Source organism: Rhodococcus sp. AZ1, assembly GCF_054979605.1.
Window position 1 is genome coordinate 1 of sequence record NZ_JBUEQF010000003.1, and the last position, 23,242, is coordinate 23,242.

General features: G+C 69.0%; 26 protein-coding genes and 1 tRNA gene. 19 read left to right on the forward strand and 8 right to left on the reverse strand.

Annotation, left to right across the window (positions count from 1 at the left end; all coding sequences use genetic code 11):
• From ACY48E_RS04490 to ACY48E_RS04500, 3 genes are all read left to right on the forward strand, one after another.
• A partial coding sequence (locus ACY48E_RS04490; RefSeq protein ID WP_462870904.1) for an HNH endonuclease occupies positions 1-769 on the forward strand: 769 nt, incomplete at its 5' end.
• A 343-nt stretch (positions 770-1,112) separates the two neighbouring features.
• The gene (locus ACY48E_RS04495; RefSeq protein ID WP_462870905.1) at positions 1,113-1,775 is read left to right on the forward strand and encodes a hypothetical protein; all 663 of its coding nucleotides are present in this window, start codon (positions 1,113-1,115) and stop codon (positions 1,773-1,775) included.
• Positions 1,772-1,969 (forward strand): hypothetical protein, encoded by a 198-nt coding sequence (locus ACY48E_RS04500; protein WP_462870906.1) that lies wholly within the window; start codon positions 1,772-1,774, stop codon positions 1,967-1,969. The genes ACY48E_RS04495 and ACY48E_RS04500 overlap by 4 nt, the downstream gene beginning before the upstream one ends.
• Before the next feature lie 201 nt (positions 1,970-2,170).
• On the opposite strand, the gene ACY48E_RS04505 is transcribed toward ACY48E_RS04500, so the two are convergent.
• The gene (locus ACY48E_RS04505) at positions 2,171-2,383 is read right to left on the reverse strand and encodes a DUF1059 domain-containing protein (protein ID WP_462870907.1); all 213 of its coding nucleotides are present in this window, start codon (positions 2,381-2,383) and stop codon (positions 2,171-2,173) included.
• 85 nt (positions 2,384-2,468) lie between these two features.
• On the opposite strand from ACY48E_RS04505, the gene ACY48E_RS04510 reads away from it, so the two are divergent.
• Entirely contained in the window at positions 2,469-3,398 is a 930-nt protein-coding gene (locus tag ACY48E_RS04510; RefSeq protein WP_462870908.1) for a sigma-70 family RNA polymerase sigma factor, read from the forward strand.
• 49 nt (positions 3,399-3,447) lie between these two features.
• Here the strand turns inward: ACY48E_RS04510 and ACY48E_RS04515 are convergent.
• The 3 genes from ACY48E_RS04515 to ACY48E_RS04525 all read right to left on the reverse strand — a co-directional run bounded on the left by ACY48E_RS04515 (position 3,448) and on the right by ACY48E_RS04525 (position 5,401).
• Positions 3,448-3,537, reverse strand: a tRNA-Ser gene (locus tag ACY48E_RS04515).
• Positions 3,538-3,631: 94 nt separating this feature from the next.
• Positions 3,632-4,063: a MarR family winged helix-turn-helix transcriptional regulator gene (locus ACY48E_RS04520; protein ID WP_462871218.1), complete on the reverse strand. Its 432-nt coding sequence runs from the start codon at positions 4,061-4,063 to the stop codon at positions 3,632-3,634.
• Between the two features lie 168 nt (positions 4,064-4,231).
• The gene (locus ACY48E_RS04525) at positions 4,232-5,401 is read right to left on the reverse strand and encodes an alpha-hydroxy-acid oxidizing protein (RefSeq protein ID WP_462870909.1); all 1,170 of its coding nucleotides are present in this window, start codon (positions 5,399-5,401) and stop codon (positions 4,232-4,234) included.
• Positions 5,402-5,462: 61 nt separating this feature from the next.
• Between ACY48E_RS04525 and mgrA the strand changes: the two genes are divergently transcribed.
• Both mgrA and ACY48E_RS04535 read left to right on the forward strand, forming a co-directional pair.
• Positions 5,463-6,533: an L-glyceraldehyde 3-phosphate reductase gene (gene mgrA / locus ACY48E_RS04530; RefSeq protein ID WP_462870910.1), complete on the forward strand. Its 1,071-nt coding sequence runs from the start codon at positions 5,463-5,465 to the stop codon at positions 6,531-6,533.
• Positions 6,533-7,522: an NAD(P)H-quinone oxidoreductase gene (locus tag ACY48E_RS04535; RefSeq protein ID WP_462870911.1), complete on the forward strand. Its 990-nt coding sequence runs from the start codon at positions 6,533-6,535 to the stop codon at positions 7,520-7,522. Before mgrA ends, ACY48E_RS04535 begins: the two co-directional genes overlap by 1 nt.
• Before the next feature lie 27 nt (positions 7,523-7,549).
• Here ACY48E_RS04535 and ACY48E_RS04540 read toward each other — a convergent pair whose 3' ends face one another.
• A complete protein-coding gene (locus tag ACY48E_RS04540; RefSeq protein WP_462870912.1) occupies positions 7,550-8,749 on the reverse strand; it encodes a cysteine desulfurase-like protein in 1,200 nt (399 codons plus the stop codon).
• Positions 8,750-8,906: 157 nt separating this feature from the next.
• On the opposite strand from ACY48E_RS04540, the gene ACY48E_RS04545 reads away from it, so the two are divergent.
• The 5 genes from ACY48E_RS04545 to ACY48E_RS04565 are packed head-to-tail and all read left to right on the forward strand — an operon-like array spanning position 8,907 to position 12,993.
• Positions 8,907-9,419, forward strand: coding sequence for a bacterial proteasome activator family protein (locus tag ACY48E_RS04545; RefSeq protein WP_462871219.1), 513 nt, complete (start codon positions 8,907-8,909; stop codon positions 9,417-9,419).
• Between the two features lie 19 nt (positions 9,420-9,438).
• A complete protein-coding gene (wzm, locus tag ACY48E_RS04550) occupies positions 9,439-10,308 on the forward strand; it encodes a galactan export ABC transporter permease subunit Wzm/RfbD (protein ID WP_462871220.1) in 870 nt (289 codons plus the stop codon).
• 13 nt (positions 10,309-10,321) lie between these two features.
• Complete coding sequence (gene wzt / locus ACY48E_RS04555) at positions 10,322-11,134, forward strand: galactan export ABC transporter ATP-binding subunit Wzt/RfbE (protein ID WP_462870913.1); 813 nt, start codon at positions 10,322-10,324, stop codon at positions 11,132-11,134.
• On the forward strand, positions 11,127-12,065 hold the full coding sequence (glfT1, locus tag ACY48E_RS04560; protein ID WP_462870914.1) for a galactofuranosyltransferase GlfT1: 939 nt from the start codon (positions 11,127-11,129) through the stop codon (positions 12,063-12,065). The genes wzt and glfT1 overlap by 8 nt, the downstream gene beginning before the upstream one ends.
• Before the next feature lie 31 nt (positions 12,066-12,096).
• Positions 12,097-12,993: a class I SAM-dependent methyltransferase gene (locus ACY48E_RS04565; RefSeq protein ID WP_462870915.1), complete on the forward strand. Its 897-nt coding sequence runs from the start codon at positions 12,097-12,099 to the stop codon at positions 12,991-12,993.
• 21 nt (positions 12,994-13,014) lie between these two features.
• Here ACY48E_RS04565 and ACY48E_RS04570 read toward each other — a convergent pair whose 3' ends face one another.
• Entirely contained in the window at positions 13,015-14,883 is a 1,869-nt protein-coding gene (locus tag ACY48E_RS04570) for a glycosyltransferase (protein ID WP_462871221.1), read from the reverse strand.
• Between the two features lie 90 nt (positions 14,884-14,973).
• On the opposite strand from ACY48E_RS04570, the gene ACY48E_RS04575 reads away from it, so the two are divergent.
• From ACY48E_RS04575 to ACY48E_RS04595, 5 genes are read left to right on the forward strand one after another with little or no spacing between them, the layout of a single operon-like run.
• Positions 14,974-17,247: a hypothetical protein gene (locus tag ACY48E_RS04575; RefSeq protein ID WP_462870916.1), complete on the forward strand. Its 2,274-nt coding sequence runs from the start codon at positions 14,974-14,976 to the stop codon at positions 17,245-17,247.
• A gap of 11 nt (positions 17,248-17,258) precedes the next feature.
• Positions 17,259-18,272: a glycosyltransferase gene (locus tag ACY48E_RS04580; protein ID WP_462870917.1), complete on the forward strand. Its 1,014-nt coding sequence runs from the start codon at positions 17,259-17,261 to the stop codon at positions 18,270-18,272.
• Positions 18,269-19,153 (forward strand): NAD-dependent epimerase/dehydratase family protein, encoded by an 885-nt coding sequence (locus tag ACY48E_RS04585; protein WP_462870918.1) that lies wholly within the window; start codon positions 18,269-18,271, stop codon positions 19,151-19,153. Before ACY48E_RS04580 ends, ACY48E_RS04585 begins: the two co-directional genes overlap by 4 nt.
• Positions 19,150-19,680, forward strand: a complete 531-nt coding sequence (locus tag ACY48E_RS04590) for a GtrA family protein (protein WP_462870919.1) — start codon at positions 19,150-19,152, stop codon at positions 19,678-19,680. Before ACY48E_RS04585 ends, ACY48E_RS04590 begins: the two co-directional genes overlap by 4 nt.
• A complete protein-coding gene (locus ACY48E_RS04595; protein ID WP_462870920.1) occupies positions 19,677-20,507 on the forward strand; it encodes a glycosyltransferase family 2 protein in 831 nt (276 codons plus the stop codon). Before ACY48E_RS04590 ends, ACY48E_RS04595 begins: the two co-directional genes overlap by 4 nt.
• Positions 20,508-20,544: 37 nt before the next feature.
• On the opposite strand, the gene rfbB is transcribed toward ACY48E_RS04595, so the two are convergent.
• Positions 20,545-21,549, reverse strand: a complete 1,005-nt coding sequence (gene rfbB / locus ACY48E_RS04600) for a dTDP-glucose 4,6-dehydratase (protein WP_462870921.1) — start codon at positions 21,547-21,549, stop codon at positions 20,545-20,547.
• 38 nt (positions 21,550-21,587) lie between these two features.
• On the opposite strand from rfbB, the gene ACY48E_RS04605 reads away from it, so the two are divergent.
• From ACY48E_RS04605 to ACY48E_RS04615, 3 genes are read left to right on the forward strand one after another with little or no spacing between them, the layout of a single operon-like run.
• Positions 21,588-22,166: a dTDP-4-dehydrorhamnose 3,5-epimerase family protein gene (locus ACY48E_RS04605; protein ID WP_462870922.1), complete on the forward strand. Its 579-nt coding sequence runs from the start codon at positions 21,588-21,590 to the stop codon at positions 22,164-22,166.
• A gap of 36 nt (positions 22,167-22,202) precedes the next feature.
• On the forward strand, positions 22,203-22,358 hold the full coding sequence (locus tag ACY48E_RS04610) for a hypothetical protein (protein WP_462870923.1): 156 nt from the start codon (positions 22,203-22,205) through the stop codon (positions 22,356-22,358).
• On the forward strand, positions 22,355-22,705 hold the full coding sequence (locus ACY48E_RS04615; RefSeq protein WP_462870924.1) for an MmcQ/YjbR family DNA-binding protein: 351 nt from the start codon (positions 22,355-22,357) through the stop codon (positions 22,703-22,705). Before ACY48E_RS04610 ends, ACY48E_RS04615 begins: the two co-directional genes overlap by 4 nt.
• Here ACY48E_RS04615 and ACY48E_RS04620 read toward each other — a convergent pair whose 3' ends face one another.
• Positions 22,706-23,203: a GtrA family protein gene (locus tag ACY48E_RS04620; protein WP_462870925.1), complete on the reverse strand. Its 498-nt coding sequence runs from the start codon at positions 23,201-23,203 to the stop codon at positions 22,706-22,708. It abuts the gene before it with no gap.
• Positions 23,204-23,242 lie beyond the last annotated feature (39 nt).

Here is a 23,242-nt window from a genome sequence, read left to right on the forward strand (position 1 = left end):
GGGTTCACTGTCGTCGGTGCGACCGGGGTCGGTGCGCGACGGTGACCCACCGGTGCCCGTCACCGCCGATTACGGTGCCGCCGAACGCCACGCACAACTCGCCGACGTGCTCGGGCCCCACCCGCGACCACCACAACCCGCACCACCGAAACCCGCACCACCGCACCTGCCACCGGAACCCCCGCAATCCTCGGGACACACCGACGCCGCCGGCGCTGCTGTCGGTGGCGGTGGTGACGCCGATGTCGGTGAGTCGGCCGCCGCAGATGCCGGCGCTGACGGCGATGTCGGTGAGTTGGTCGGTGATCTGGTGGGCCGCATCCTCGACCTGCAGAATCGGGTGCGTGAGCTCACCGCCGAACGCGACGCCGCGTGTACCGCGGTGACCACCGCTGGTTCGGCGGCGCTGCGCACCGTCTACGCCTGCCCGGACACCGGTGCCCTCACCGCCATGCGGTCCCGATCGCGCACATTCCCAACCGCACTGGCCACGATGATCGACATCCGCGACGGCGGACGCTGCCGCACCCCCTACTGCGGGGCACCGATCGCCCACCACGACCACATCGACCGACACGCCCGCGGCGGCCACACCAGCCTCACCAACGGCGCCGGCCTCTGCGCCCGCTGCAACCTCATCAAAGACTCCGAACCACTGACCAGCACGGTGGTCACCTCCGACACCGGCCGACACACCTACCGCATCGTCACCCCCGGCACGGCCTACACCTCCACCGCACCAGCACTGCCCACCCCCACCAGGAGATGACGGCGACCCTGCTGGCGTCGTGGCGGCACGGCGTTGAGGTGCCGCCAGTCGCGACCGACGTCCAGTCGGTGCTCGGCGGGCCCGGGCTGCGGTGGTGTCGGCAAGGTAACGGACGTTGCACGTGAGATTGGAATATTGATGCATGGTCGTGCGACATCAGAGTTGCCTACGGTTTGGTGGCCCTCGGCGCAGGCTGTGGAGTCAGAGGCTTCGAAACAGGCTGACCGGCAAACCAATGTGTAGTAATACTTCCTGCCCGTTTCTAAAATTTCTTCCCTGAGGTCTGGAGGTCTGTATGAGACACGGTTTACCCTGGGTTCTGCCTCTGATTTTGTCCCTGTTGGTGGCGATCCTGACCAGTACGCAAGCATCAGCTCAACCGGAGGCTCCGGAGTCGCCCGGTGCAGACGTTGCGCAGTTCCTCAGAAACGCGGAAGACGCTGTCTCTTACCCTGAAGTGTCCGGTAAGGATCGAGAAGCACTCCAGGGGGCCGCGGCTACGAAGATCGCCGCGACGGGTACGCACCTGCGTGCGGGCGACACGCTGGATTACGCATCCCAGCAGGTCAAATCAATACCCGATGGGGCATATGTCGTCAGCATCCCCATCGCCGGCCCTGCTGTGGCACACGGGTCTGCGGTCACGGTGATCCTGGATTCCTCGTTCGCACCGACGAGGGTCATCGAGATTCAGCTGCACACCATCAGTGACAACTCGGGGCAGGTTCAGAGCTGGGCCGACGGAACGTCGATCTACGACCAAGTCGTAACTGCTGAGAACGATCAGGGCGGCGGTGGGACCACGGAACGAGGGATCAACTGGGGCAAGCTCAACAGCTGCCTTGCTTCGCTTGGAATTCCAGCGTGGATCGCGGCTGGTCTCAGCAACATCTGCGCAATCGCCTGCCTGTTCACTGCGGGCGCCGGCTGCGTGATCTGCATCGCCGGAGTCATCGGATTCAGCGGGGGAGCCGTGACCGCGTGTGTTCAGCGAGCCTGGGAATGACACTTCGAACTGGCGTCCTCAAGCGCCGCCTCGGGCCTGCATTCGCGGCGCTGATCACGGTGTGTGTGTTCGCATCGGTTTACTTCGATGCCACCTGGCTCGGCATAGCCGGGTGGTCGGCAGCGATCCTGCTGGCCGTGCTGTGGCTGACGTACGAACTTCGTCGGAACAAAGTCGAGCAGCGGAAATCGTGACGGAAGCTCGACACCAACCCCGGGCCTGGAAGCCCTTGGCCTGCGAGAGGGTTCTTCCTGACTTCGAGTAGGCGACGATGCCGGTCCCCAACGCACGGTCGTGGACAACGTCGGCCTACTCGGAGGGACAGCGTGCTCGGTGGGTCGCTCGGACTGCGCTCAGTCGGCCGGCAGCGCTGCGAAGCGGTCCTTCACGCCGTTCTACCAACCCATCGCGCGCTTGGGGTGCAGCCAGCGACCCTTCATCTCACGGCGAGCGTCGGCATGGGTATCGTCGCCGGCCTTCACCGCCTCGCGCAGGTGGCGGTCCTGCGCCTTGATCACCTCGTCGGCGCTCGACCCGCGATGCGCGAGATCGCAGGGGCCACCGAGATCGCGGCATGTCATCGTCTTGGTTCCGGTCGTGGTCGTCATGGGGTCCTCCGGTTGGTCTCGGTCACACGCGGGGTTCCGCGTCCGTCATCCTCATGACGGATTCCGCGACGAGAGTGTGACCACCATGAGCAGCAACACCGACACCGAGTTCGAGGCCGAGCGGCCGCGCCTGACCGCGCTGGCCGCGCACGTGCTCGGCAATGCCGGCGAGGCCGAGGACGTGATCCAGCTGACGTGGCTGCGCCTCGACCGCGCGGTGCGCGAGGGCACGGTGATCGAGAACCTGCCGGGGTGGCTCACCACCGTGACCACCCGGCTGTGTCTCGACCGGCTACGCGTCCGGGTGCCCGAACCCGTCGACCAACTCGACCTGCTCGGCCACGTCGGCGCCGACCCCGAGGACACCGGCGACCCCCTCGACGACGTCGTCCTGGCCGAGGCGGTCGGCACGGCGCTGCACGTGGTGCTCGACCGGCTGAGCCCGCGCGAACGGGTGGCATTCGTGCTGCACGACACCTTCGCCGTCGACTTCGACACCATCGCCGCGGTACTCGACGCCACCCCGACCGGCGCGCGCAAGCTGGCCTCTCGGGCGCGGAGGAAGGTGGCGGCCACGGCCGACCGAACGGTCGACGAACCCGCCGCCGACCAGCCCGTCGACGAGCCCGCCGCCGACCGGGCGGTCGCCACTGCATCAGCCGACTGGCAGGTGGTCGATGCGTTCCTCGCCGCGGCCCGCGGCAGTGACCTGCCGGCCCTGCTGCGGCTGCTCGCGCCGGACGTCCTCGTCACCGCCGACGCCGCGGCCGCCGCGCTCGGCACGCCGACCCGGATCGAGGGCCGCCAGGCGGTGGCCACCTTCTTCGACGGAGCGGCGAAGGCAGCGCTGCCGGTGTTCGTCGATCATCGCCCCGGACTGGCCTGGATGCAGCACGGCGAGCCGAAGGTCGCCTTCGACCTCACCGTGGCCGACGGCGTGGTGCACGCGATCGTCTTCCGTGCAGAGGCGGGCGCGCTCGCCTCTGTGCGCCGTCGCTCGGGTGGGGCTCATTGACGATCTGGCGTTCACGTCAGCGAGCGCCAGCCGGGACAGCCCCTGGCCTTGGCGGAAGCGGAGGGATTCGAACCCCCGGGCGCTGTTACACGCCTCTCGCTTTCAAGGCGAGTGCATTGGGCCGCTCTGCCACGCTTCCGTCGGCAATCGTAGTGGTTGGGACTGGGCGTGGGGACTACAGGGCCGACCGGTCGCAGGGGCCCACTGATGACTGGGCCCACTGATGACTGGGCCTACTGGTTGCGGGGGCCGAGGTGGCGGTCGACCTTCTCGAAGACGTCGCCGAGGGTGCGCTGCTCGGACCGGTTGAGCAGATCGAGCAGGTGGGCTCGCACGCCGCGGACGTGGAGGGGGGCCGCGGCGTCGAGGCGTGAGCGGCCCTCGTCGGTGATGACGGCGAGAACACCGCGCCCGTCGTCCTCGCAGGTGGAGCGCTCGACCATCCCCTGCTCCTGCATGCGCCGGATCTGGTGGGTGAGACGGCTGCGCGAGGAGAGGACGCCGTCGGCGAGCGAACTCATCCGCAGCGAACCGCCGGGGGCCTCGGAGAGCAGGACGAGGATGCGGTACTCGGCCAGGGATATGCCGTGACGGTCCTGCAGCTCCCGGTTGAGCACGTCGAGCAGCCGGTAACTGACCTCCATGAACGACCGCCAGGCACGCATCTCGGTGTCGTCGAGCCAGCGCACCGAGCCGGACAGGCCGCCCACGGGGACGTCGTCCTCCGAGGAGCCGTCCCCGGCGACCGTCTCTGCACTCACGAGCCGATACTAGTGGAGACCGGTCAGTCGACTATTGGACGGCGATAATTGTTACTCCCCGGAAGCAAAGTTTTACGCGAGAACTGAGGCGTCGATCTCCGCGAGCGAGGAGATTCCGGCCAAACCGACGGTGATGTCGAGGTCGGAGAGCACGCTCCGCAGCACGTGGACGACGCCCGCTCTACCGGCCAGACCCAGCCCGTACACCCAGGGCCGGCCCAGGAACACCGCGTCGGCGCCGAGAGCAAGCGCGACGATCACGTCGGCGCCCGACCGCACACCGGAGTCCAGCAGGATGGTGGCTCGATCACCGACGGCCTCCGCGACGGCCGGGAGAGCGTCGAGCGAGGCGATGGCGTTGTCCACCTGACGTCCCCCGTGGTTGCTGACCACCACGCCCGCGGCGCCGTGATCGACGACCTCGCGAGCGTCGTCCGGGTGCAGGATGCCCTTCACCAGAACCGGCAGATCGGTCCAGGAGCGAACTCGCTCGACATCGGCAGGGCGCAGAGTGTGATTGCCGAACAGCGACACCCAGGTGAGCACCGCCATCCGCATCGCGTCCTCGCTCTGCTCGGGTGGCTGGGCCAACCGCGCCCGGAACACCGGGTCGGAGAGGTAGTTGGCGATGCCCTGCGCGCTCAGGAACGGCAGATGGCCCAGTTCGAGGTCCCGCGGCCGCCACCCCATGCCCGGGGTATCGGCGGTGACCACGATGGCCTTCGCCCCGGCGGCGGCGGCGCGGCGCACGAGTGACTCGGCGAGCTCGTCGTCGGCGGGCCAGTACAGCTGGAACCACCAGTTCTCACCCGAGACGGCGGCGACCTCCTCCATCGGCGTCGACGACGCCGTCGACAGAACCGATCCGATCCCCAACTCGGCGGCAACCGAGCCGACCGCGGACTCGGCGTCGGGGTGAACCAGGCCGAGCACACCGATGGGCGCCGTGAGAATCGGCGCGGCGAGCGGTGTACCGAGGATGTCGACGGACAGATCGTGATCGGTGGGAGCGCTGACCCCACGCCACATGCGCGGAAGGATGCGGTGGCGGGCGAAAGCGTCGACGTTGGCGGCCATCGTGCGCTCGGTCGACGCACCCCCGGCGACATAGGCGAACGCGGCCGCCGAGAGCGTCTGACGGGCCTGGAGCTCGAGACCGGCGGCGGTGACGGGTAGGTCCGGGACCGCCCCCGACAGACCGCGCAGATAGATCTCGTTCTGGAACGATCCGAAGGTGTTCACCCGCCCCACGCTAACGGATTTCGCACCCCACGACCGGCAGGAAACGGGCAGACTCGACGGCATGGCCGATCCGAACTTCGACATCTACGTCGCCGCCCCAGACCGTTATCAGAGCACTCGACCCGACACCATGCAGTGGCGCACCACCGGCCACAGCGGCCTGAAGCTCCCCGCGATCTCGCTGGGACTCTGGCACAACTTCGGCGACGACGTGCCGCTGGCAAACCAGCGGGCCGTTCTCCGCCGCGCGTTCGACCTTGGCGTCACCCACTTCGACCTGGCCAACAACTACGGCCCGCCGTTCGGCAGCGCCGAGATCAACTTCGGCCGCATCTTCCGTGAGGACTTCCGCCCGTATCGCGGGGAACTGGTGCTCTCGACCAAGGCCGGGTGGAACATGTGGCCGGGCCCCTACGGTTTCGGCGGCTCCCGCAAGTACCTGCTGAACTCGCTCGACCAGTCCCTGCATCGCATGGGCGTGGACCACGTCGACATCTTCTACAGTCATCGCCCCGACCCCGAGACACCACTCGAGGAGACCGCGGGCGCACTCGTCAGCGCCGTCGAGCAGGGCAAGGCGCTCTACGTGGGCATCAGTTCCTACTCGCCCGAGCGCACACGCGCGATCGCCGCCATCCTCGCCGAGGCGAAGGTTCCGCTGCTGATCCATCAGCCCTCCTACTCGATGCTCAACCGCTGGATCGAGGCCGACCTGCTGAACACGCTCGACGACCTGGGGGTGGGCACCATCGCCTTCTCCCCGCTCGCGCAGGGGTTGCTGACCGATCGCTACCTGGGTGGGATCCCGGCGGATTCTCGTGCAGCGCAGAACAAGTCGTTCGATCCGAGTTGGCTCGACGACTCGACACTGGCCCACCTCCGCGCGCTCGACGACCTCGCCGCCGCGCGTGGACAGAGCCTGGCCCAGATGGCGCTCGCCTGGGCGCTACGCGATCGACGGGTGACGTCGGTGCTGATCGGCGCATCGTCGGTGACACAGCTCGAGAACAACGTGGGCGCCCTCGAGAACCTCTCCTTCACCGACGACGAACTCGCCGCGATCGACGAGCATGTGGGCACCGAGGCGAACCCGCGGATCAACCTCTGGGCCGACGCGACCGCGAGCGCCTGATGTACGCGATCACCGTGCGCGAGCCGGGCGAGCCCGAGATGATGGAACTCGCGCAGGTGCCCGATCCCGAGCCGGGACCGCGTGAGGTGATCGTCGACGTGGTCGCCGCGGGGGTCAATCGCGCCGACCTGCAGCAGCGCATCGGCGTCTACCCGCCACCGCCAGGAGCGTCGCCGATCCTCGGCCTCGAGTGCTCGGGCATCGTCAGCCGACTCGGGCCGGGCGTGACCGGTGTCTCGGTGGGCGATCCCGTGTGCGCCCTGGTTGCCGGTGGGGCGTACGCCGAGCGGGTGGCGGTGCCGGTCGGGCAACTCCTCCCGATTCCCCACGGCGTCGAGGTACACACCGCGGCTGCACTTCCCGAGGTGGCCTGCACGGTGTGGTCGAACCTCGTGATGACGGCCGGACTGCGCAGCGGGCAGACACTGCTGGTGCACGGTGGCGGCAGCGGCATCGGCACCCATGCCACCCAGGTGGCCAGGGCGCTCGGGGTGCGCACCGCCGTCACCGCCGGCTCGGCGGCCAAGCTCGAACGATGCCGCACCTACGGCGCGGAGATCGGGATCGACTACACGCAGCAGGATTTCGTGGCCGAACTGCGAGCGGCGACCGACGGCCACGGTGCCGACGTGATCCTCGACAACATGGGCGCGAAGTACCTCTCCCGCAACATCTCTGCCCTCGCACCGGACGGGCGCCTGGTGATCATCGGCTTCCAGGGCGGAGCGCGCGCCGAGATCGACCTCGGCGCACTGGTCGCCGTCCGGGGCACCGTGCACAGTGCGGGCCTGCGAGGTCGGCCGGACACCGGCCCGGCGGGCAAGGCCGCGATAGTCGCCGAGGTGCACGGACACGTGTGGCCGATGATCGAGGCGGGGGCGGTGGTACCGGTGGTGCACGAGGAGGTCCCGCTCGCCGACGCGGCGCGCGCCCACCGACTGCTCGACGATCACCGAACCGTCGGCAAGGTTCTGCTGCGCGTGGCGTGACGCTCCGCGAACCACGGGCAGGGCAGATCAGAGCAGGGCGAGCTTGTCGACGAATTCGGTGAGCTCGTAGCGCGTGGTGTACGGCGCGAGCCCGACGGTGATCGCCCCGCCCTCCTCGTCGACCCCGAGGGATTCGAGCAGTCGGCTCGCACCCGGTACCCCACCGGCCACCCCGATGCGCTGCTCGGCCATGAACTCGGCGATCTTCTCCCCCGCTACCCCCTGCACGCTCAGGCTCACGGTGGGCACGCGGCTGGACGCACGGCCGATCACCATCACCCGCGGCAGCAGATCGAGCCGTCGCAGCAGATGCTCGAACAGCCCGTCCTGATAGTTCTGCAGCGAGCTGATCGACATCTCGAGGCGTTGCCGACGGGTACCGCGAGCGGAATCGTCGAGGGAGGCCAGGAACTCGATCGACGACGTGGTCCCGGCGAGCAGGGCGTAGTGAAGATCGCCCACCTCGAGACGCGCGGGACCGCGGGCGTGCGCGTCGAGGGACACCGACGGCAGCCGGTCCAGCAGACCGGGGTCTCGGAAGACCAGGGCACCGGTCTGCGGGCCGCCCCACGCGGAGGCGCTCACCGCCACGACGTCGGCCTCGAGCTCGGCGATGTCGATGTGGGCGTACGGGGCCGCGCCCGCGGCGTCGACCACGATCAGTCCACCGACCGCGTGCACCAGATCGGCGGCCACCCGTACGTCCGGAGCCGTGCCGACCACCGGTGAGGCGGCCGTCATCGCGACCAGTCGAGTGGTGGGGGTGATCAACTCCTCGAACTGCCAGGTGGGCAGCTCGCAGTTCTCGATGTCGACCTCCGCCCAGCGCACCTGCGCGCCGTACCGGTTGGCCACCCGCAGCCACGGTGCCACGTTGGCCTCGTCGTCCAGACGCGAGAGCACCACCCCGGTTCCTAGGCCGAGTCGACTGCTCAGGGACTCCGCCAACCACGCGAGCAGAGTGGCGCGATCGGGTCCCAGCACGACGCCGTCGGGGGAGCCGCCGACAAGGTCTGCGATGGCCTCGCGGGCCTGGGCGGTGATGGCGGCGCTGCGTCGTGCGAACGTATGACCACCGGTACGTGAGGACGCGGATCCGCGAAACGCCGTGGACACGGCGGTGGACACCATGTCGGGTATCTGCATTCCGCACTGCGGGTCCAGGTGGGTCCATCCGTCGCCGAGCGAGGGGATCAGTCCCCGAACCCGTGCGACGTCGTAAGCCATGGCGACCACTGTAGGCGTCGCGGCCCACCTCGGTCGGTCGCGCCCGTCGGTATTTGCGGTCAGTATGGAGGCCATGATGTCACCGAACTCCGCCGCACTCGACGATCCCGACCGTGACCCCAGCTCCACCTCGGACGAGGGTCCGACCATCGAGGTGATGGGAACCGACCGGACGGGTTCGGCCAGGACGGGTGCCGCCGCGGACGCGGACGAGAACGCCGGGGAGAACGGCGAATCGGTCGCCGCGATGGTCGAGCAGCCGGCGAAGGTGATGCGCATCGGCACGATGATCAAGCAGCTTCTCGAGGAGGTTCGGGCTGCACCGCTCGACGATGCCTCCCGCGCCCGCCTGCGCGAGATCCACCGCAGTTCCATCGCCGAACTCGAGGAGGGTCTGGCCCCGGAGCTTCGGGACGAACTGACGCGGCTGACGCTGCCCTTCACCGACGAGTCCGTGCCCTCCGATGCCGAGCTGCGCATCGCCCAGGCGCAGCTGGTGGGGTGGCTCGAAGGTCTGTTCCACGGCATTCAGACGGCCCTGTTCGCGCAGCAGATGGCGGCCCGCGCCCAGCTCGAGCAGATGCGTCAGGGTGCCCTGCCGCCCGGGTTGTCCATCGGCCAGCCCGGACAGGGTGGGCCCGCGTCACCCGGGACCGGCCAGTACCTCTGACTCCCCGGCGGCATCGACACTGACGGTCCGGGTCGGACCCGCGGTACCGGTAGGCTGGCCGACCGTGTCCGACAGTCAAACCCTTCGCCGCGCCGCTCGTGATCTGCGCGAGGGGTACGCCCACCGCGAACTGTGGCTGAGCCTGGGCTGGCAGGACATCAAGCAGCGCTACCGCCGCTCGGTGATCGGGCCGTTCTGGATCACCATCGCCACCGGTGTACAGGCGGCTGCGATGGGCATCCTGTACTCGGCGCTTCTCGATCAGCCGCTGAGCAAGTTCCTGCCCTACGTCACCGTGGGTCTGATCATCTGGAACCTGGTCAACGCCGCGATCCTCGAGGGCGCCGAGGTGTTCATCTCCAACGAGGGCCTGATCAAACAGCTACCGGCGCCGCTGAGCGTGCACGTGTACCGCCTGGTGTGGCGGCAGATGCTGCTCTTCGCGCACAACCTGGTGATCTACGTGATCATCCTGTTCGCGTTCGGGGTGTGGCGGGATCTGTCGTGGGCGTCGCTCTCGGCCATCCCCGCGGTGCTGCTGATCCTGATCAACATGGTGTGGGTGACGCTGGTCTTCGGGATCTTCGCCACCCGATACCGCGACATCGCCCCGATCCTGACCAGCCTGACGCTCCTGCTGTTCGTGCTGACGCCGATCATGTGGAGCACGGAGTCGCTGTCGAACAAGGCCGGGCAGATCTCCGAGCGGGCCAAGCTCGCCGAGATCAACCCGCTCTTCCACTACCTCGCCATCCTGCGCGATCCCATGATCGGCCAACCGCAGAAGCTCTACCACTGGTACATCGTCCTCGCGATCACCGTCGTCGGTTGCGCCCTGGCGCTGTACGCCCTGCGTACCTACCGGGCCCGCGTGCCCTACTGGGTCTGAGAGGACACCTGCGATGACCGTGAGCATCGAGACCGTCGGCGCGCACGTCGACTTCCCGATCTTCGACGCCAAGGCCCGCTCCCTGAAGAAGGCGTTCCTCGGCAAGGCCGGGGGCACCATCGGCCGCAACGACTCCGACGTGGTGGTGGTCGAGGCCCTGCGCGACATCACGCTCTCGCTGAAGGAGGGCGATCGCATCGGGCTGGTCGGACACAACGGCGCCGGCAAGTCCACACTGCTGCGGCTGCTCGCCGGGATCTACGAGCCAACCCGCGGCAGCGCAACCATCCGCGGCCGCGTCGCCCCGGTGTTCGACCTCGGTGTCGGTATGGACCCGGAGGTCACCGGGTTCGAGAACATCATCATCCGCGGGTTGTTCCTCGGTCAGACCCGCAAGCAGATGCTGGCGAAGATGGACGAGATCGCGGAGTTCACCGAACTCGGCGACTACCTGTCGATGCCGCTGCGCACCTACTCGACCGGCATGCGCGTGCGCGTCGCGATGGGTGTGGTGACCAGCATCGACCCGGAGATCCTGCTTCTCGACGAGGGCATCGGCGCCGTGGACGCCGAGTTCATGAAGAAGGCGCGTGTGCGGCTGCAGGACCTCGTGAAGCGCTCGGGCATCCTGGTGTTCGCCAGCCACTCCAACGACTTCCTCGCCCAGCTGTGCGACAGCGCCCTGTGGATCGACCACGGTCACATTCGCCAACGCGGCAGCATCGAGGACATCGTGCGGGCCTACGAGGGCGACGACGCCGCCGACCACGTCGCGCGCACGATCGCCGACCTCGAGAAGGACGACGCGAAGACCTCCGATGGCTGACCCGGTGGCGCCCGCCGAGACCATCGTCGCCGTCGTGGTCACCCACCGCCGACGCGAACTGCTCGCCACCTCGCTGGCCGTCGTGGCCGCGCAGACCCGTCGACCCGATCATCTGGTGGTGATCGACAACGCCGACGAACCGCCGGTGCGGGAACTGGTCGAGACGATCGATCTGCCCACCACATACATCGGCTCGCGTCACAACCTGGGTGGAGCAGGCGGTTTCGCGCTCGGCATCCTGCACGCCCTGGCCCTCGGAGCCGATCGGGTGTGGTTGGCCGACGACGACGGGCGCCCCGAGGGACCCGAGGTTCTCGCGACACTCCTCGCGTGTGCACACCGGTACGACCTCGCGGAGGTCTCGCCCGTGGTGTGCGACATCGACGACCCCGACCGGTTGGCCTTCCCGCTGCGCCGCGGCACAGCGTGGCGTCGGCTGCGCAGCGAGCTGTCCGACCCGCAGATCCCCGGCAATGACGGAACGGGAGGCGGCGACTTTCTCGGCGGTATCGCGTCGCTGTTCAACGGCGCGCTGTTCACCGCGGCGGCCATCGAGGCCGTCGGGGTGCCCGACATCCGGTTGTTCGTGCGCGGCGACGAGGTGGAGGTGCACCGCCGACTGCAGCGCTCGGGGCTGAACTTCGGCACGTGCCTGCAGACGGCGTACCTGCATCCCAACGGCGCCGACGAGTTCAAGCCGATCCTGGGCGGGCGTATGCACACCCAGTACCCCGAGGACGCCACCAAGCGGTACTTCACCTACCGCAACCGTGGCTACCTGCTCGCGCAGCCGGGCCTGCGCCGATTGCTGCCCCAGGAGTGGATCCGCTTCGGCTGGTACTTCCTGGTGACCACGCGCAACCCGGGCGGGCTGCGGGAGTGGGTGGCGCTGCGGCGCCTGGGCCGTCGCGAACAATTCCGACGACCGTGACGCTCGCCGGGATGAACTACGGTAGGAACCCATGACGGCACGGCGGGGTTGGATCGGGCGCGCGAAGGCATCGGCACGGCAGAAGCTGATCCGCGCGGTGCAGGAGGCCGCCGTCGATCCCGCCTCTCCCGTCGACGCCCGCCACCGCGAACTGGTGGAACTGGTCACCGCCCAGAACGAGGCGATCGCCGAGTTGCGCACCGCGGTGGACACTCTCGAGTTCCGCATGCGACGCGACATACCGTTCGCCTCCGACCTCGAGGCCGTGGCGCTGGCCGCCGAGTTCGCCGAGGAGCACCTGCAGAACCTCCCGACGTTCACCCATCCGCACGAGACGTTGCGGTTCGCGCTCGACGCGGTGAGCATCGACGGGTTGGCGCTCGAGTTCGGCGTCGCCGACGGCACCACCCTGACCATCATCGCCGACGCCTGGCGTGCGGGCGACAACGTCGGCGTGGTCACCGGCTTCGACTCGTTCGAGGGCCTGCCGGAGAACTGGCGCACCGGGTTCCCGAAGGGCACCTTCGCGCAGGAGAGCGCCCCCGAGGTCCCCGGCGCGCACATCGTCACCGGCCGCTTCGAGCAGACCCTGGCCACGTTCCTCGCCCGCAACCGCGAGCCCATCGCCTTCCTGCACCTCGACGCCGATCTGTACTCGGCCACCGACTTCGTGCTGCGCACCGTCGACGCTCGTCTGGTGCCCGGCACGGTGATCGTGTTCGACGAGTTCTTCAACTTCCCCGGCTGGCCCGAGCACGAGTACCGAGCCTGGACCGAACACGTCGCCCGCTCCGGGCTCGAGTTCGAGTACCTCGGCTACACCTCCAACGGTGAGCAGGTGGTCGCACGGATCACCGGCGAGCAGCGCCCCGCCGCGGATCAGGCCTCCGGTCGCCGCACCCGTAGCCGGGGTGGCCGGCGCAGGTAAGGCATTGACCCCGGGCAGGCCTCAGATCTCGTACAGGCGCGCCCAGTTCTCGCGCGAGATCAACTCCGGAGCCGCCGCGCGGTACTGCTCTGCCACCGCGGGTGCCGTCGAGCGCAGTCGACGCAACACGCGCAGGGTGCGGATCAGCAGTGCACGGGCAGTGGCCTTGTCGCGTCGGCGAACCCGCACCCCACCCTGGGACGCGTCGGTGACCACCACGTGGTCGAAGCGGGCGATGTGCCACCAGTGGGCGTCCTCGCGGGGCACGGCGCGCACGCCGGAGATGGTGCGGCCGAACCACTGATCGACCGCGCGCTTGCACAGCACCGCGATGGGGCGGCTGGGTTCACCGCCGTCGCGTTCGAGCCGGATCTCCGCCGACGGTACGTCCAGCGTCGCCGCCGGATGCATGACGGTCTCCGGGTACTGCGCACGCGAGCGACGAATGGCGGCCATCGCGGCCATACCGCCGTCGCGCAGGTGCGACGGGCCCGACAGGAAGTCCTCGATCCCCGCCAGCGTGGTGTGGGCCAGGCCGTACTGCATACCCACCAGATACTCGGAGATCTGCCGGAACAGCATGCGCGCCAGCGCTCTACCGTCGAGTTCACTGTGCAGCGACGCGACGACGAGCGAGTTGCGGGTACTGAAGTACCGCGCCCAGTCGTCGAAATCCTTCCAGTAGAAGTCCGCGTGCCACACCGCGGCGTTGGGCAGGGTGACGGTGACGAAACCGGCAGCGCGAGCCCGAATGCCGTACTCGACGTCGTCCCACTGGAAGAAGATCGGCAGCGGCAACCCGATGGTGCGCACCACCTCCACCGGGATCAGGCACGTCCACCAGGCGTTGTACCCGGCATCGACCCGTCGCTCCTGGTTCTCCTCGAGCATCGAGGTGTTGCTCAGCGCGCCGGGCACCCTGCGCCCGTGGGCGAGCGATCCGAGATCGACGTCCTCGGCGCCCACGTTGAGGTAGTCGGGGTTGAGCAGGAACAGCATCTGTGCACCCACCAGGGTGGGCTCGACGGTGGTGTTGGCGAACGCGCGCAACCGCAGCACGGTCTCCGGTTCGCACAGGATGTCGTCGTCCATCAGGATCACGTCGCCGGTGGTGGAGGGCAGATCCGGCCCGTCCGCCGTCGCCTCGAACAGCCCCCGGGTGAATCCTCCCGCACCGCCGAGGTTGGGCTGGCGCAGGTAGTGCACGCGGGACCCGAGGCGGGCGGCGGCGGCCAGGTACTCGGGCCGCTCGCACACAGGATCGGTTCCCTGATCCACCACGTACACCGCGTCGATGACGCCGAGAACCTCGTCCTCGGCGGCCAGGGCTGCGACGGTGGCAGCGCAGTCGTCGGCCCGATTGAAGGTGCAGATGGCGATGGCCACGTTGTGCAGGGAAGCGGGCGCCGCGGTGGTCCACTGCACCTGGTCGATCACGGCCGGTGCGGTGAAGGTCTCGACCTCGAGCCACAGGGCACCGCCGTCGACGAAACGGTCGAGCGGTACGTCGATACTCACCACGGTGTCCGACGCCGGTTCCTGGGCGGCGACGATGCGGCGATGCCCGGCAATGTCGGAGGCCATCACCCGTACGCGCACCCGAGCGGTGGTGGCGATCCGCGCGCTCACCCGTACCTCGGTGACGGTGGTCCACCGCTGCCAGTAGCTCGCGGCGAAACGCCCGAAGTAGGTGTTGGTGTGTGCCAGCGAGGCCGCCGCGAGGTGCAGCACATCACGCTCGCGGTGACCGGAGCCCGACTCGACCACCACGTACAGATCGCTGTTGACCCGCGGCGACGGCCCCACGAACACTCCCCGCTGCACCACCAACCGATCGGCGAGCGCGTCCGGGAAGAAGTCGCGGTCGGTGACCGACGCCGTTCGAGCCATGGGGAAAGAGGTCTCCTGATTCACCGCGGGGAGGGTGCGGTATGGACGCCAAGTGCCTACCCACGATAACAATGTGGTGCGATGGAGCCCGTGACTTCGCGAACCGACCTGCCCGAGGTCGGGTCCGCAGCGCTACCGACCGACAGGCACACCGACCTGTCGACGACTCGGCGGCCGAGCCCGCGTGCCGAGCGGCTGCTCTGGGGCACTGCCGTCGCGGCCGTGGTGACGACGGGTCTTCTGCTCGTCCTCGCGGCGAACTCGCGATACTTCTACGTCGACGACACCGAGTCCGGGGCCGTGGGCAACTGGCTGGCGCTGGGCCGACTACTGCGCGAGGGCCAGTTCCTGCCCCTCGTGGTGCACCAGTGGATGGCCGGCAACTATCCGGTCGAAGGTCAGGGCGGGCTGTGGAACCCGGTGCAGATCGCGATCAACTTCCTCGCGCCGTCCGTGGACAACCTGTCGCTGTTCGCGGCGCTGGTGAAGATCTCGTTCGCCGTGGTTCTCGCCCTGGGGGTCTACCGCGTCGCCCTCGAGTACGGCGCACGCCCCGGGTGGGCCGCGGTGGCCGCCACCAGCGCACCGTTCGCCGGCTTCACCCTGTTCTTCGAACAGCCGTCGTGGGTGACGTCGCTGATCGGCATGGCCTGGGTGGTCCAGGCGTGGGCCAGCGCGGTGCGATACGTGCGCGGCACCTCCGGGCCGCTGCCGGTGTTCGCGTTCCTCTACCTGGCCATCACGGTCGGCTACGTCCACGCCGCGCTCATGGCCGGGGTCACCGCGGGTGCGGTGATGATCGGCGAGTACGTGCGTGCACGGCAGGTGATGCCGGTGCTGCGGCTGGCCGTCACGTCCGCCGCCGCGGCCGCATGCGGCGCGGTGACCTTCCTGCCCGGCGTGCTCAGCTCGGACGTCACGTGGCGCACCGGTCAGGAGGGCACGCTCAACGACAACTTCCTGGTGGCGCCCTGGTCGGAGACCGTGACCGCGTCCATCCCGTCGTCGGTGAGCAGCATCCAGTCGTGGGCCGGTGAGACCACCACCAACCCGGCCACCTACATCGCCTGGTTCCTGATCCCGGCCCTGGCGTTCATCGGCTGGACGCGCACGCGGGGGACGCTGCGCGATCTGTGCGGGCCGCTGATACTGCTGGTGGCGCTGCTGCTCTACACCGCCGGGCCCAGCGACATCGGGCCCATCCGCTGGCCGGCCCGACTGCTGCCCTTCGTCGCCGTCAGCGCCCTGGTGATCGTGGTGGTGCTGCTGAGCCGACACGCCACCACCAGCCCGCTGCGGCCCCGAGTGCTGGCGGCGACCGTGCTGACGTCGGTACTGGTACTGCGCGCGCTGTCGTCGGGTCCGCAGTTCGCGGGCCGGCACGTGCTCTCGGCCATGTTCATCGCCGCCGCCGGCGCCCTCGCGCTGTACCTGGCGAACCGTCACGGCCACCGCGCCGTCGCCACACTCCTGGTGGTGCTGGTGGTGCCCGTCGCGCTCTACCAGGTCAGCGCCTACCGCCCGATCCTGAGCGCCTGGGCACTACCGTCCTCGCAGTCCGCAGCCACGGCCGGGTTCCCCGAGTTCCCCGGCACCACCCTGCAGCTGGGGTCACGCTCGCTGACCAACACCCCCAGCTCGGGCAACGGCACCGACACCGACCTGCCGTGGCGCTCCCAGGTCTACGGCAACTACGCCAAGGACCTCGGCCGCGATTACGTCAACGCCTACACCCCGGTGGGCCACCAGAGTTTCAGCGCTCTGCTGTGCATGGAGTACGACGGGTCCACGTGCCCGGCCGCCCTGACCGACCTCTTCCGCACCGAGCTCTACACCGGGCGCACCTACGCCGATCTGATGCGCCTGGACCGGGTGGTGATCCAGCGGGCGCAGTTCCCGTCGCTGCAGAACGTGCCGGTTCCTCCGGGCTGGCGGTACGTCGATCCGCCGTCGTACGCCGCAGGCAAGATCGCCGTTCTCGAGCGGGTCGACGGGCCCGTGTCCACCGCGCCGGGAACGGTGTCGGCGACCGTGAACGCCACCGCTCGACCGGTTTCGGCCGACGACGACTCGAAATCGGAGACAGTGCAGGTGTCGTCGGCGTCGGGGGGGAGCGTGGTGTTCGCCCGGCTCGCCTGGCCCGGCTACACCGCCACCCTGAACGGGCAGGACGTGCAGGTCAAAGGGCTCGGCGGCACGTTCGCGTACGTCGACCTCCCGCCGGGCACCACCGACGCCACCCTCGTGCTCACCTTCCGATCCCCCGGCCAGCGCCTCGGCCTGGCCGCGATGGGCCTGGGAGCGGCGACACTGCTGGTCATGGTGGGCGAGGACGTGCGCCGTCGTCGCCGCGTGGCGGGTTAGGGTTCGAATCCATGACCGACGCTCCCGCGCCGCACCGCGTCTCCGTCGTCGTCCCGGTCTATCAGGGCGAGCTGACCCTGCCGTCGCTGATGGCCGAGCTCGAGCCCCTCACCGAGGTCACCCTCACCCCCGGCCGACGGCCGATGGTGATCGAGGAGGTGCTGCTGGTCTTCGATCACGGGCCAGACCGGTCCGCCGCGGTGATCCGAGAGCTCGCCGAGCGCCACCCGTGGGTGCGGGCGGTGTGGCTCAGCCGCAACTTCGGTCAACACCCGGCCACCCTGGCGGGCATGGCCTCGAGCGGCGGCGAGTGGATCGTCACGATGGACGAGGACGGTCAGCACGACCCGGCCGCCATCGGCGGGATGCTCGACACCGCGCTCGATCAGCAGGCCGCGGTGGTCTACGCCCGACCCACCAACGAGCCGCCGCACGGAATGTGGCGCAACGCCACCTCACGCTGGTCCAAGTGGCTGATCGCGCGGGCGCTGTCGGCCGAGTCCACCATGGCGTTCCACAGCTTCCGGTTGGTGCTCGGGGAGATCGGGCGGTCGGTGGCCGCGTACGCCGGGTCCGAGGCGTACCTGGACGTGGCGCTGGGGTGGATCGCGGGCACCGTCACCACCAGCGACGTGACTCTGCGCGAGGAGCAGGGTCGGCGCTCGGGATACCGCCTGCGCAGCCTGCTCTCGCACTTCTGGCGCATGGTGCTCTCGAGCGGCACCACCGGTCTGCGCATCGTGAGCATCCTCGGGGTGGTGTTCGCGCTCCTCGGGTTGGTGCTGGTGGGGTACCTGCTGGTGGTGTACACGTTCTTCGACCCGGCCTCCGAGGTGCGGGGCTGGGCCTCGACCATGGTGGTGCTGCTGTTCGGTTTCGGGGCGTCCCTGTTCTCGCTGGGCGTGATCGCCGAGTACGTCGGGGTGAGCGTGAAGACCTCGATGGGCAAACCCGCGTACCTCATCGTCGCCGACCCGTCCGACGGTCCACTCGGGCGCGCACACCTGGTGGCGGATGCCGAATGACCACCTCGTGGGTGGTGGGCTCGGGTGGTCTGCTGGGCCGGGCCGTCACCGCCGAGCTGACCCGACGCGGCCACCGCGTGCGCGTGTCGTCGGTGCCGTGGACCGACCCCGCGCGCGCCCTGCAGGTGATCACGGACGACGCCCGGCGCGCACCGTCGCCGCAGAACGTGGTGTGGTGCGCGGGCTCGGGTGTCAACGGCACCGCCCGCGTGCACTTCGACGCCGAGAACCACCTGCTCCGGCACACCATCGCCACCATGGACGGCGGCACCTTCTTCCACGCGTCGTCCGCCGGAGGGGTGTACGCGGGGTCGGTGGGGGCGCCGCACGACGAGTCGAGCACCCCGGTCCCCCTCGGTGACTACGGCCGCGCGAAGCTCGAGGCCGAAGCGCTGGTGGCCGAGCACAGCGGGCGCACCGCCGCGCGCTCGGTGATCGGGCGTTTCGCCAACCTCTACGGGCCCGGGCAGAACCTGACCAAGCCGCAGGGGTTGATCTCGCACCTGTGCCGCGGGTACCTGCTGGGTTCACCGGTGTCGCTGTACGTACCGCTCGACACCCTCCGCGACTACCTCTACGTGACCGACGCCGCCGAGATGGTCGCCGACGCCCTCGACCACGCGCCGCGCGCAGCGGCCCGATCGACCACCAAGATCTTCGCCTCCGGGCAGGCGGTCACCATCGGGGCGATCCTGGGGACGTGCCGATCGGTGTTCCACCGGCGTCCGAACGTGGTGCATGCGGCATCACCACTGTCGGCACTGCAGGGCGCGGACCTTCGACTGCGTTCGATCGTGTGGCCGCACATCGATAGGCGCACCCACCGCACCCTGCACGCGGGCATCAACGCCACCCTCGACTCCATTCGGCGGTCGCTGTGACCGAATCCGCCCCGCCGCCGGGTCCACTCACCCGACTGATCGGCAACCAACCCCTGGTGTTCCTGCTGGTCGGCGGGTTCAACACTGCACTGGGCACGGCATGGTTCATCGTGTGGCAGTTGGCCGTCGGCGACGCCCTCGGCTATCACGCGGCGATCCTGCTGGGATACGTGTGCAACGTGGTGACCGCTTTCTGCACCAACCGCTACCTGGTGTTCCGGGTTCGCGGGCACGTGCTGCGGGACTTCTGGCGGTTCGTGGTGGTGAACCTGAGCGCCCTGGGAATCAATCTGGTGGCGATGACCGTGGCGGTGAGCGTGCTCGGCTTCCCGCCGATCCCGTCGCAGCTGGTGATCACGTTCCTCACCGCGGTGATCAGCTTCTTCGGCTACCGCGACTTCTCCTTCCACCGGCCCCGAGGGAAACCGGCAGAACAGGACTCTCCACAGCAGGAGCCGACCGAGCTGGATTCCCCACAGCAGGAGCCGACCGAGCAGGAGCCGACCGAGCAGGAGCCGACCCGATGAGTCCCCGCGTCTCGGTGGTGATCCCGGCCTACAACAGTGCCGCCTTCCTCGCCGAAACCATCGAATCCGTGCTCGCCCAATCGTTCACCGACTTCGAACTGGTGATCGCCGATCACGCCTCCACCGACGACTCCCTCGCCGTGGCGCGGCGCTACGAGGGCGACCCGCGCGTGCGGGTGCTCACCACACCGGCAGGCGGCGGGGCGAAGGCCAACTGGGATCGGGTGAGCGCGGAGGCCACCGGCGAGTTCATCAAGCTCGTGTGCGGCGACGACACCATTGCCACCACCTGCCTGGCCGAGCAGGTCGCCGCGTTCGATGCCTACCCGTCGGCCGTCCTGGTGGCGTGCCGGCGCACGCTGGTCGACGCGGCGGGCGCGACGCTGATCGCCGCCCGCGGGCTCGGACCCCTGGACGGTCTGGTGCCGGGGCGTGTCGCGGCCCGCACGGCGGTGCTGGCCGGGTCCAACATCTTCGGCGAACCCGGCTGCGTCCTCATGCGCCGCGACGCGCTGGAGAAGATCGGCTGGTGGGACAACACCCACCCGTACCTGATCGACCAGGCGACGTTCACCGAGGTGGCGCTCGAAGGTGATGTGGTGGCGATCCGGCGGTCGCTGGCCACCTTCCGCATCAACGCCGGGCAGTGGAGTGTGCGCCTGGCCCGCACCCAGGCCGCCCAGGCCGCGGGGTTCCACGCCAAGCTCAGCAGCGAGAACCCGGGTCTGCTCTCGCGCACCGACGTGCTGATCGGCGACGCCCGCGCACTGATGACCTCGTTCCTGCGCCGAGCGGCCTACCTCGTCCTGCGGCGCCGGATGTCGTGAGCTGTACGGATGTCGTGAGCTGGGCCGACGGGGTGAGTTACAGCGTGCGCTCGCCCGCTGCGGCGTAGGCGCGTTCGGTGCGGTCCTTCTGCGGCCGCCACCAGTCCTCGTTGTCGCGGTACCACGCCACGGTGGCCTCGAGGCCGGAGCGGAAGTCGCGGTACTGCGGGGTCCACCCCAGTTCGGTGCGCAGCAGCGAGGAGTCGATGGCGTACCGCAGGTCGTGACCGGGCCGGTCGGTGACGAAGTCGAAATCGTCGGCCTTCCTGCCGCAGATCTCCAGGATGGTCTCGACCACCGTGCGGTTGGAGGCCTCGCCGTCGGCCCCGATGAGATAGGTGGCACCGATGCGCCCGCGGTCGATGATCTCCCACACCGCGCTGTTGTGGTCGTCGACGTGAATCCAGTCACGCACGTTGGCGCCCGCGCCGTAGAGCTTGGGGCGCACCCCGGTGAGCACGTTGGTGATCTGACGGGGAATGAACTTCTCCACGTGCTGGCGCGGCCCGTAGTTGTTGGAGCAGTTCGAGATGGTGGCGCGCAGCCCGAACGAGCGCACCCACGCCCGCACGATCAGGTCGCTGCTCGCCTTGGTGGACGAGTACGGCGACGACGGGTTGTACGGGGTGCTCTCGGTGAACCGGGCCGGGTCGTCGAGCTCGAGATCGCCGTACACCTCGTCGGTGGAAATGTGGTGATAGCGCACGTCGTACTCGCGCACCGCCTGCAGCAGCGTGTACGTACCGATCACGTTGGTGTGCACGAACGGCCACGGATCGGCGAGGGAGTTGTCGTTGTGCGACTCCGCCGCGAAGTGCACCACCACATCCGACTGCGCCACCAGCGGGCCCACCACCTGCGCGTCGGCAACGTCGCCGTGGACGAACTCGATGCGGTCCTCCACCGCGGCCAGCGACGCACGGTTGCCCGCGTAGGTGAGGGCGTCGAGAACGGTCACCGACGCCTCGGGCCGCGACGCCAGCGTCGACAGCACGAAGTTGGACCCGATGAAGCCCGCCCCACCCGTCACCAAGACCTTCATGGCGGGAAGGGTACCGGTGGGCAGGTTACGGTGCAGCGGTGCAGATCCGTGAACTGAGCATCAGCGGCGCGTACGAGCTGACCCCGCGCCAGTTCGGCGACGACCGCGGCGTGTTCTTCGAGTGGTTCAAGGCCGGCGAGTTCGAGGCCGCCACCGGGCACCCGTTGACGCTGAACCAGGCCAACTGCTCGGTCTCGGCGGCCGGGGTGCTGCGCGGCATCCACTACACGGTGAGCCCACCCGGCCAGGCGAAGTACGTCACGTGCACCCGCGGGGCGTTCCTGGACGTGATCGTGGATCTGCGCCGGTCCTCGGCCACCTTCGGCCAGTGGGACTCGGTGCTGATCGACGACGTCGACCGCCGCGCGGTGTACCTCTCCGAGGGGCTCGGGCACGCCATCCTCTCCCTCGAGGACCGGTCGACGGTGATGTATCTGTGCTCGATCGAATACGCCCCGAGCTTCGACCGCGACATCGACCCCCTGGACCCGGACCTGGCCATCGACTGGCCCACCGTGGCCCGCGACGGCCGCCCCCTGCAGTACCAACTCTCCGGCAAGGACGCCGCCGCCCCCTCCTTCGCACAGGCCCGCGAGCGCGGGGACCTGTTCGACTGACCGGAGGCGAGCGAACAGATGGGTATGGTGTTCGAGATGGCGAGCGACGGCAACGCGGTGCGGCTGCAGGGGTCGCCCCGGCGTCAGCGCGAGCATCTAGCCAACCGCGTGCGCCTCGTCGGGACACGCGCGCGCGGACGGGACGTCCGTGCGGTGGTCGTCGGTCTCGCCGTCGGCGGGAGCGACCGGTGACCGTCGACGAGGTGATCGCCCTGTGTGAGGGGTTCGTCTCCGCCGAGACCACACGACCGTTCGGACCGACGACCGTGGTGGTCAAGGTCGGCGGGAAGATGTTCGTGGCGGTGGGCGAGGACACCGAACAGGTGACCCTGAAGGCCGACCCGGAGGACGTGATCTCGCTGGTCGAGGAGTTCGACAACGTGACCCACGGCTACCACATGAACAAGCGTCACTGGATCACCGTCGCCCTGGACGGGTCGGTTCCGGACGCCCTGCTCCGCGACCTTCTCCGCACCTCGTACGACCTGGTGGTCGCGTCGCTGCCCGCTCGACTGCGGAACGAGCTGCGGTCCCGCTGATCAGCGGATGCGGAAGATGACCGCCCGCTGCACCACGAAGTTCAGCACCGTCGCGGTGCCCTGCGCGATGACGAACGCGGCCGTGGAGTAGAGGACCTCCTGCGGCCACACGTGCCCCAACACCGTGTAGATGCCCAGGTTGACGCCGAAGGTGACCAGGTAGAGCAGCACGACTGCGGCGAAGCGGGCGCGGCTGGGTTCGGCGGCGAACGTCCAGCGCCGGTTGATCAGGTACGCCACCGTGGTGCCCACGATGAAGCCCGCCGCCTTGGCCACCGTGAGCGGCAGATCGAGCACGTACTGCAGGCCGAGCGTGATCGAGTAGTCCACGATCGCCGAGAGCACGCCGGTGATCAGGAAACGCAGGATCTGCGTCTTCAGGTCCAGCGCGTCGTCGGCGATGTTCTCGGTGACGGGGATCTCGACGGGCAGCGGCGCGAGATGCTCGGGCGCGCCGTGGTCGGGCGCACGGTGGTCGGACGCACGGTGGTCGGGCATGAGGCGAAGCGTACTTCCCCGATCGGAGCACCCGCGAAG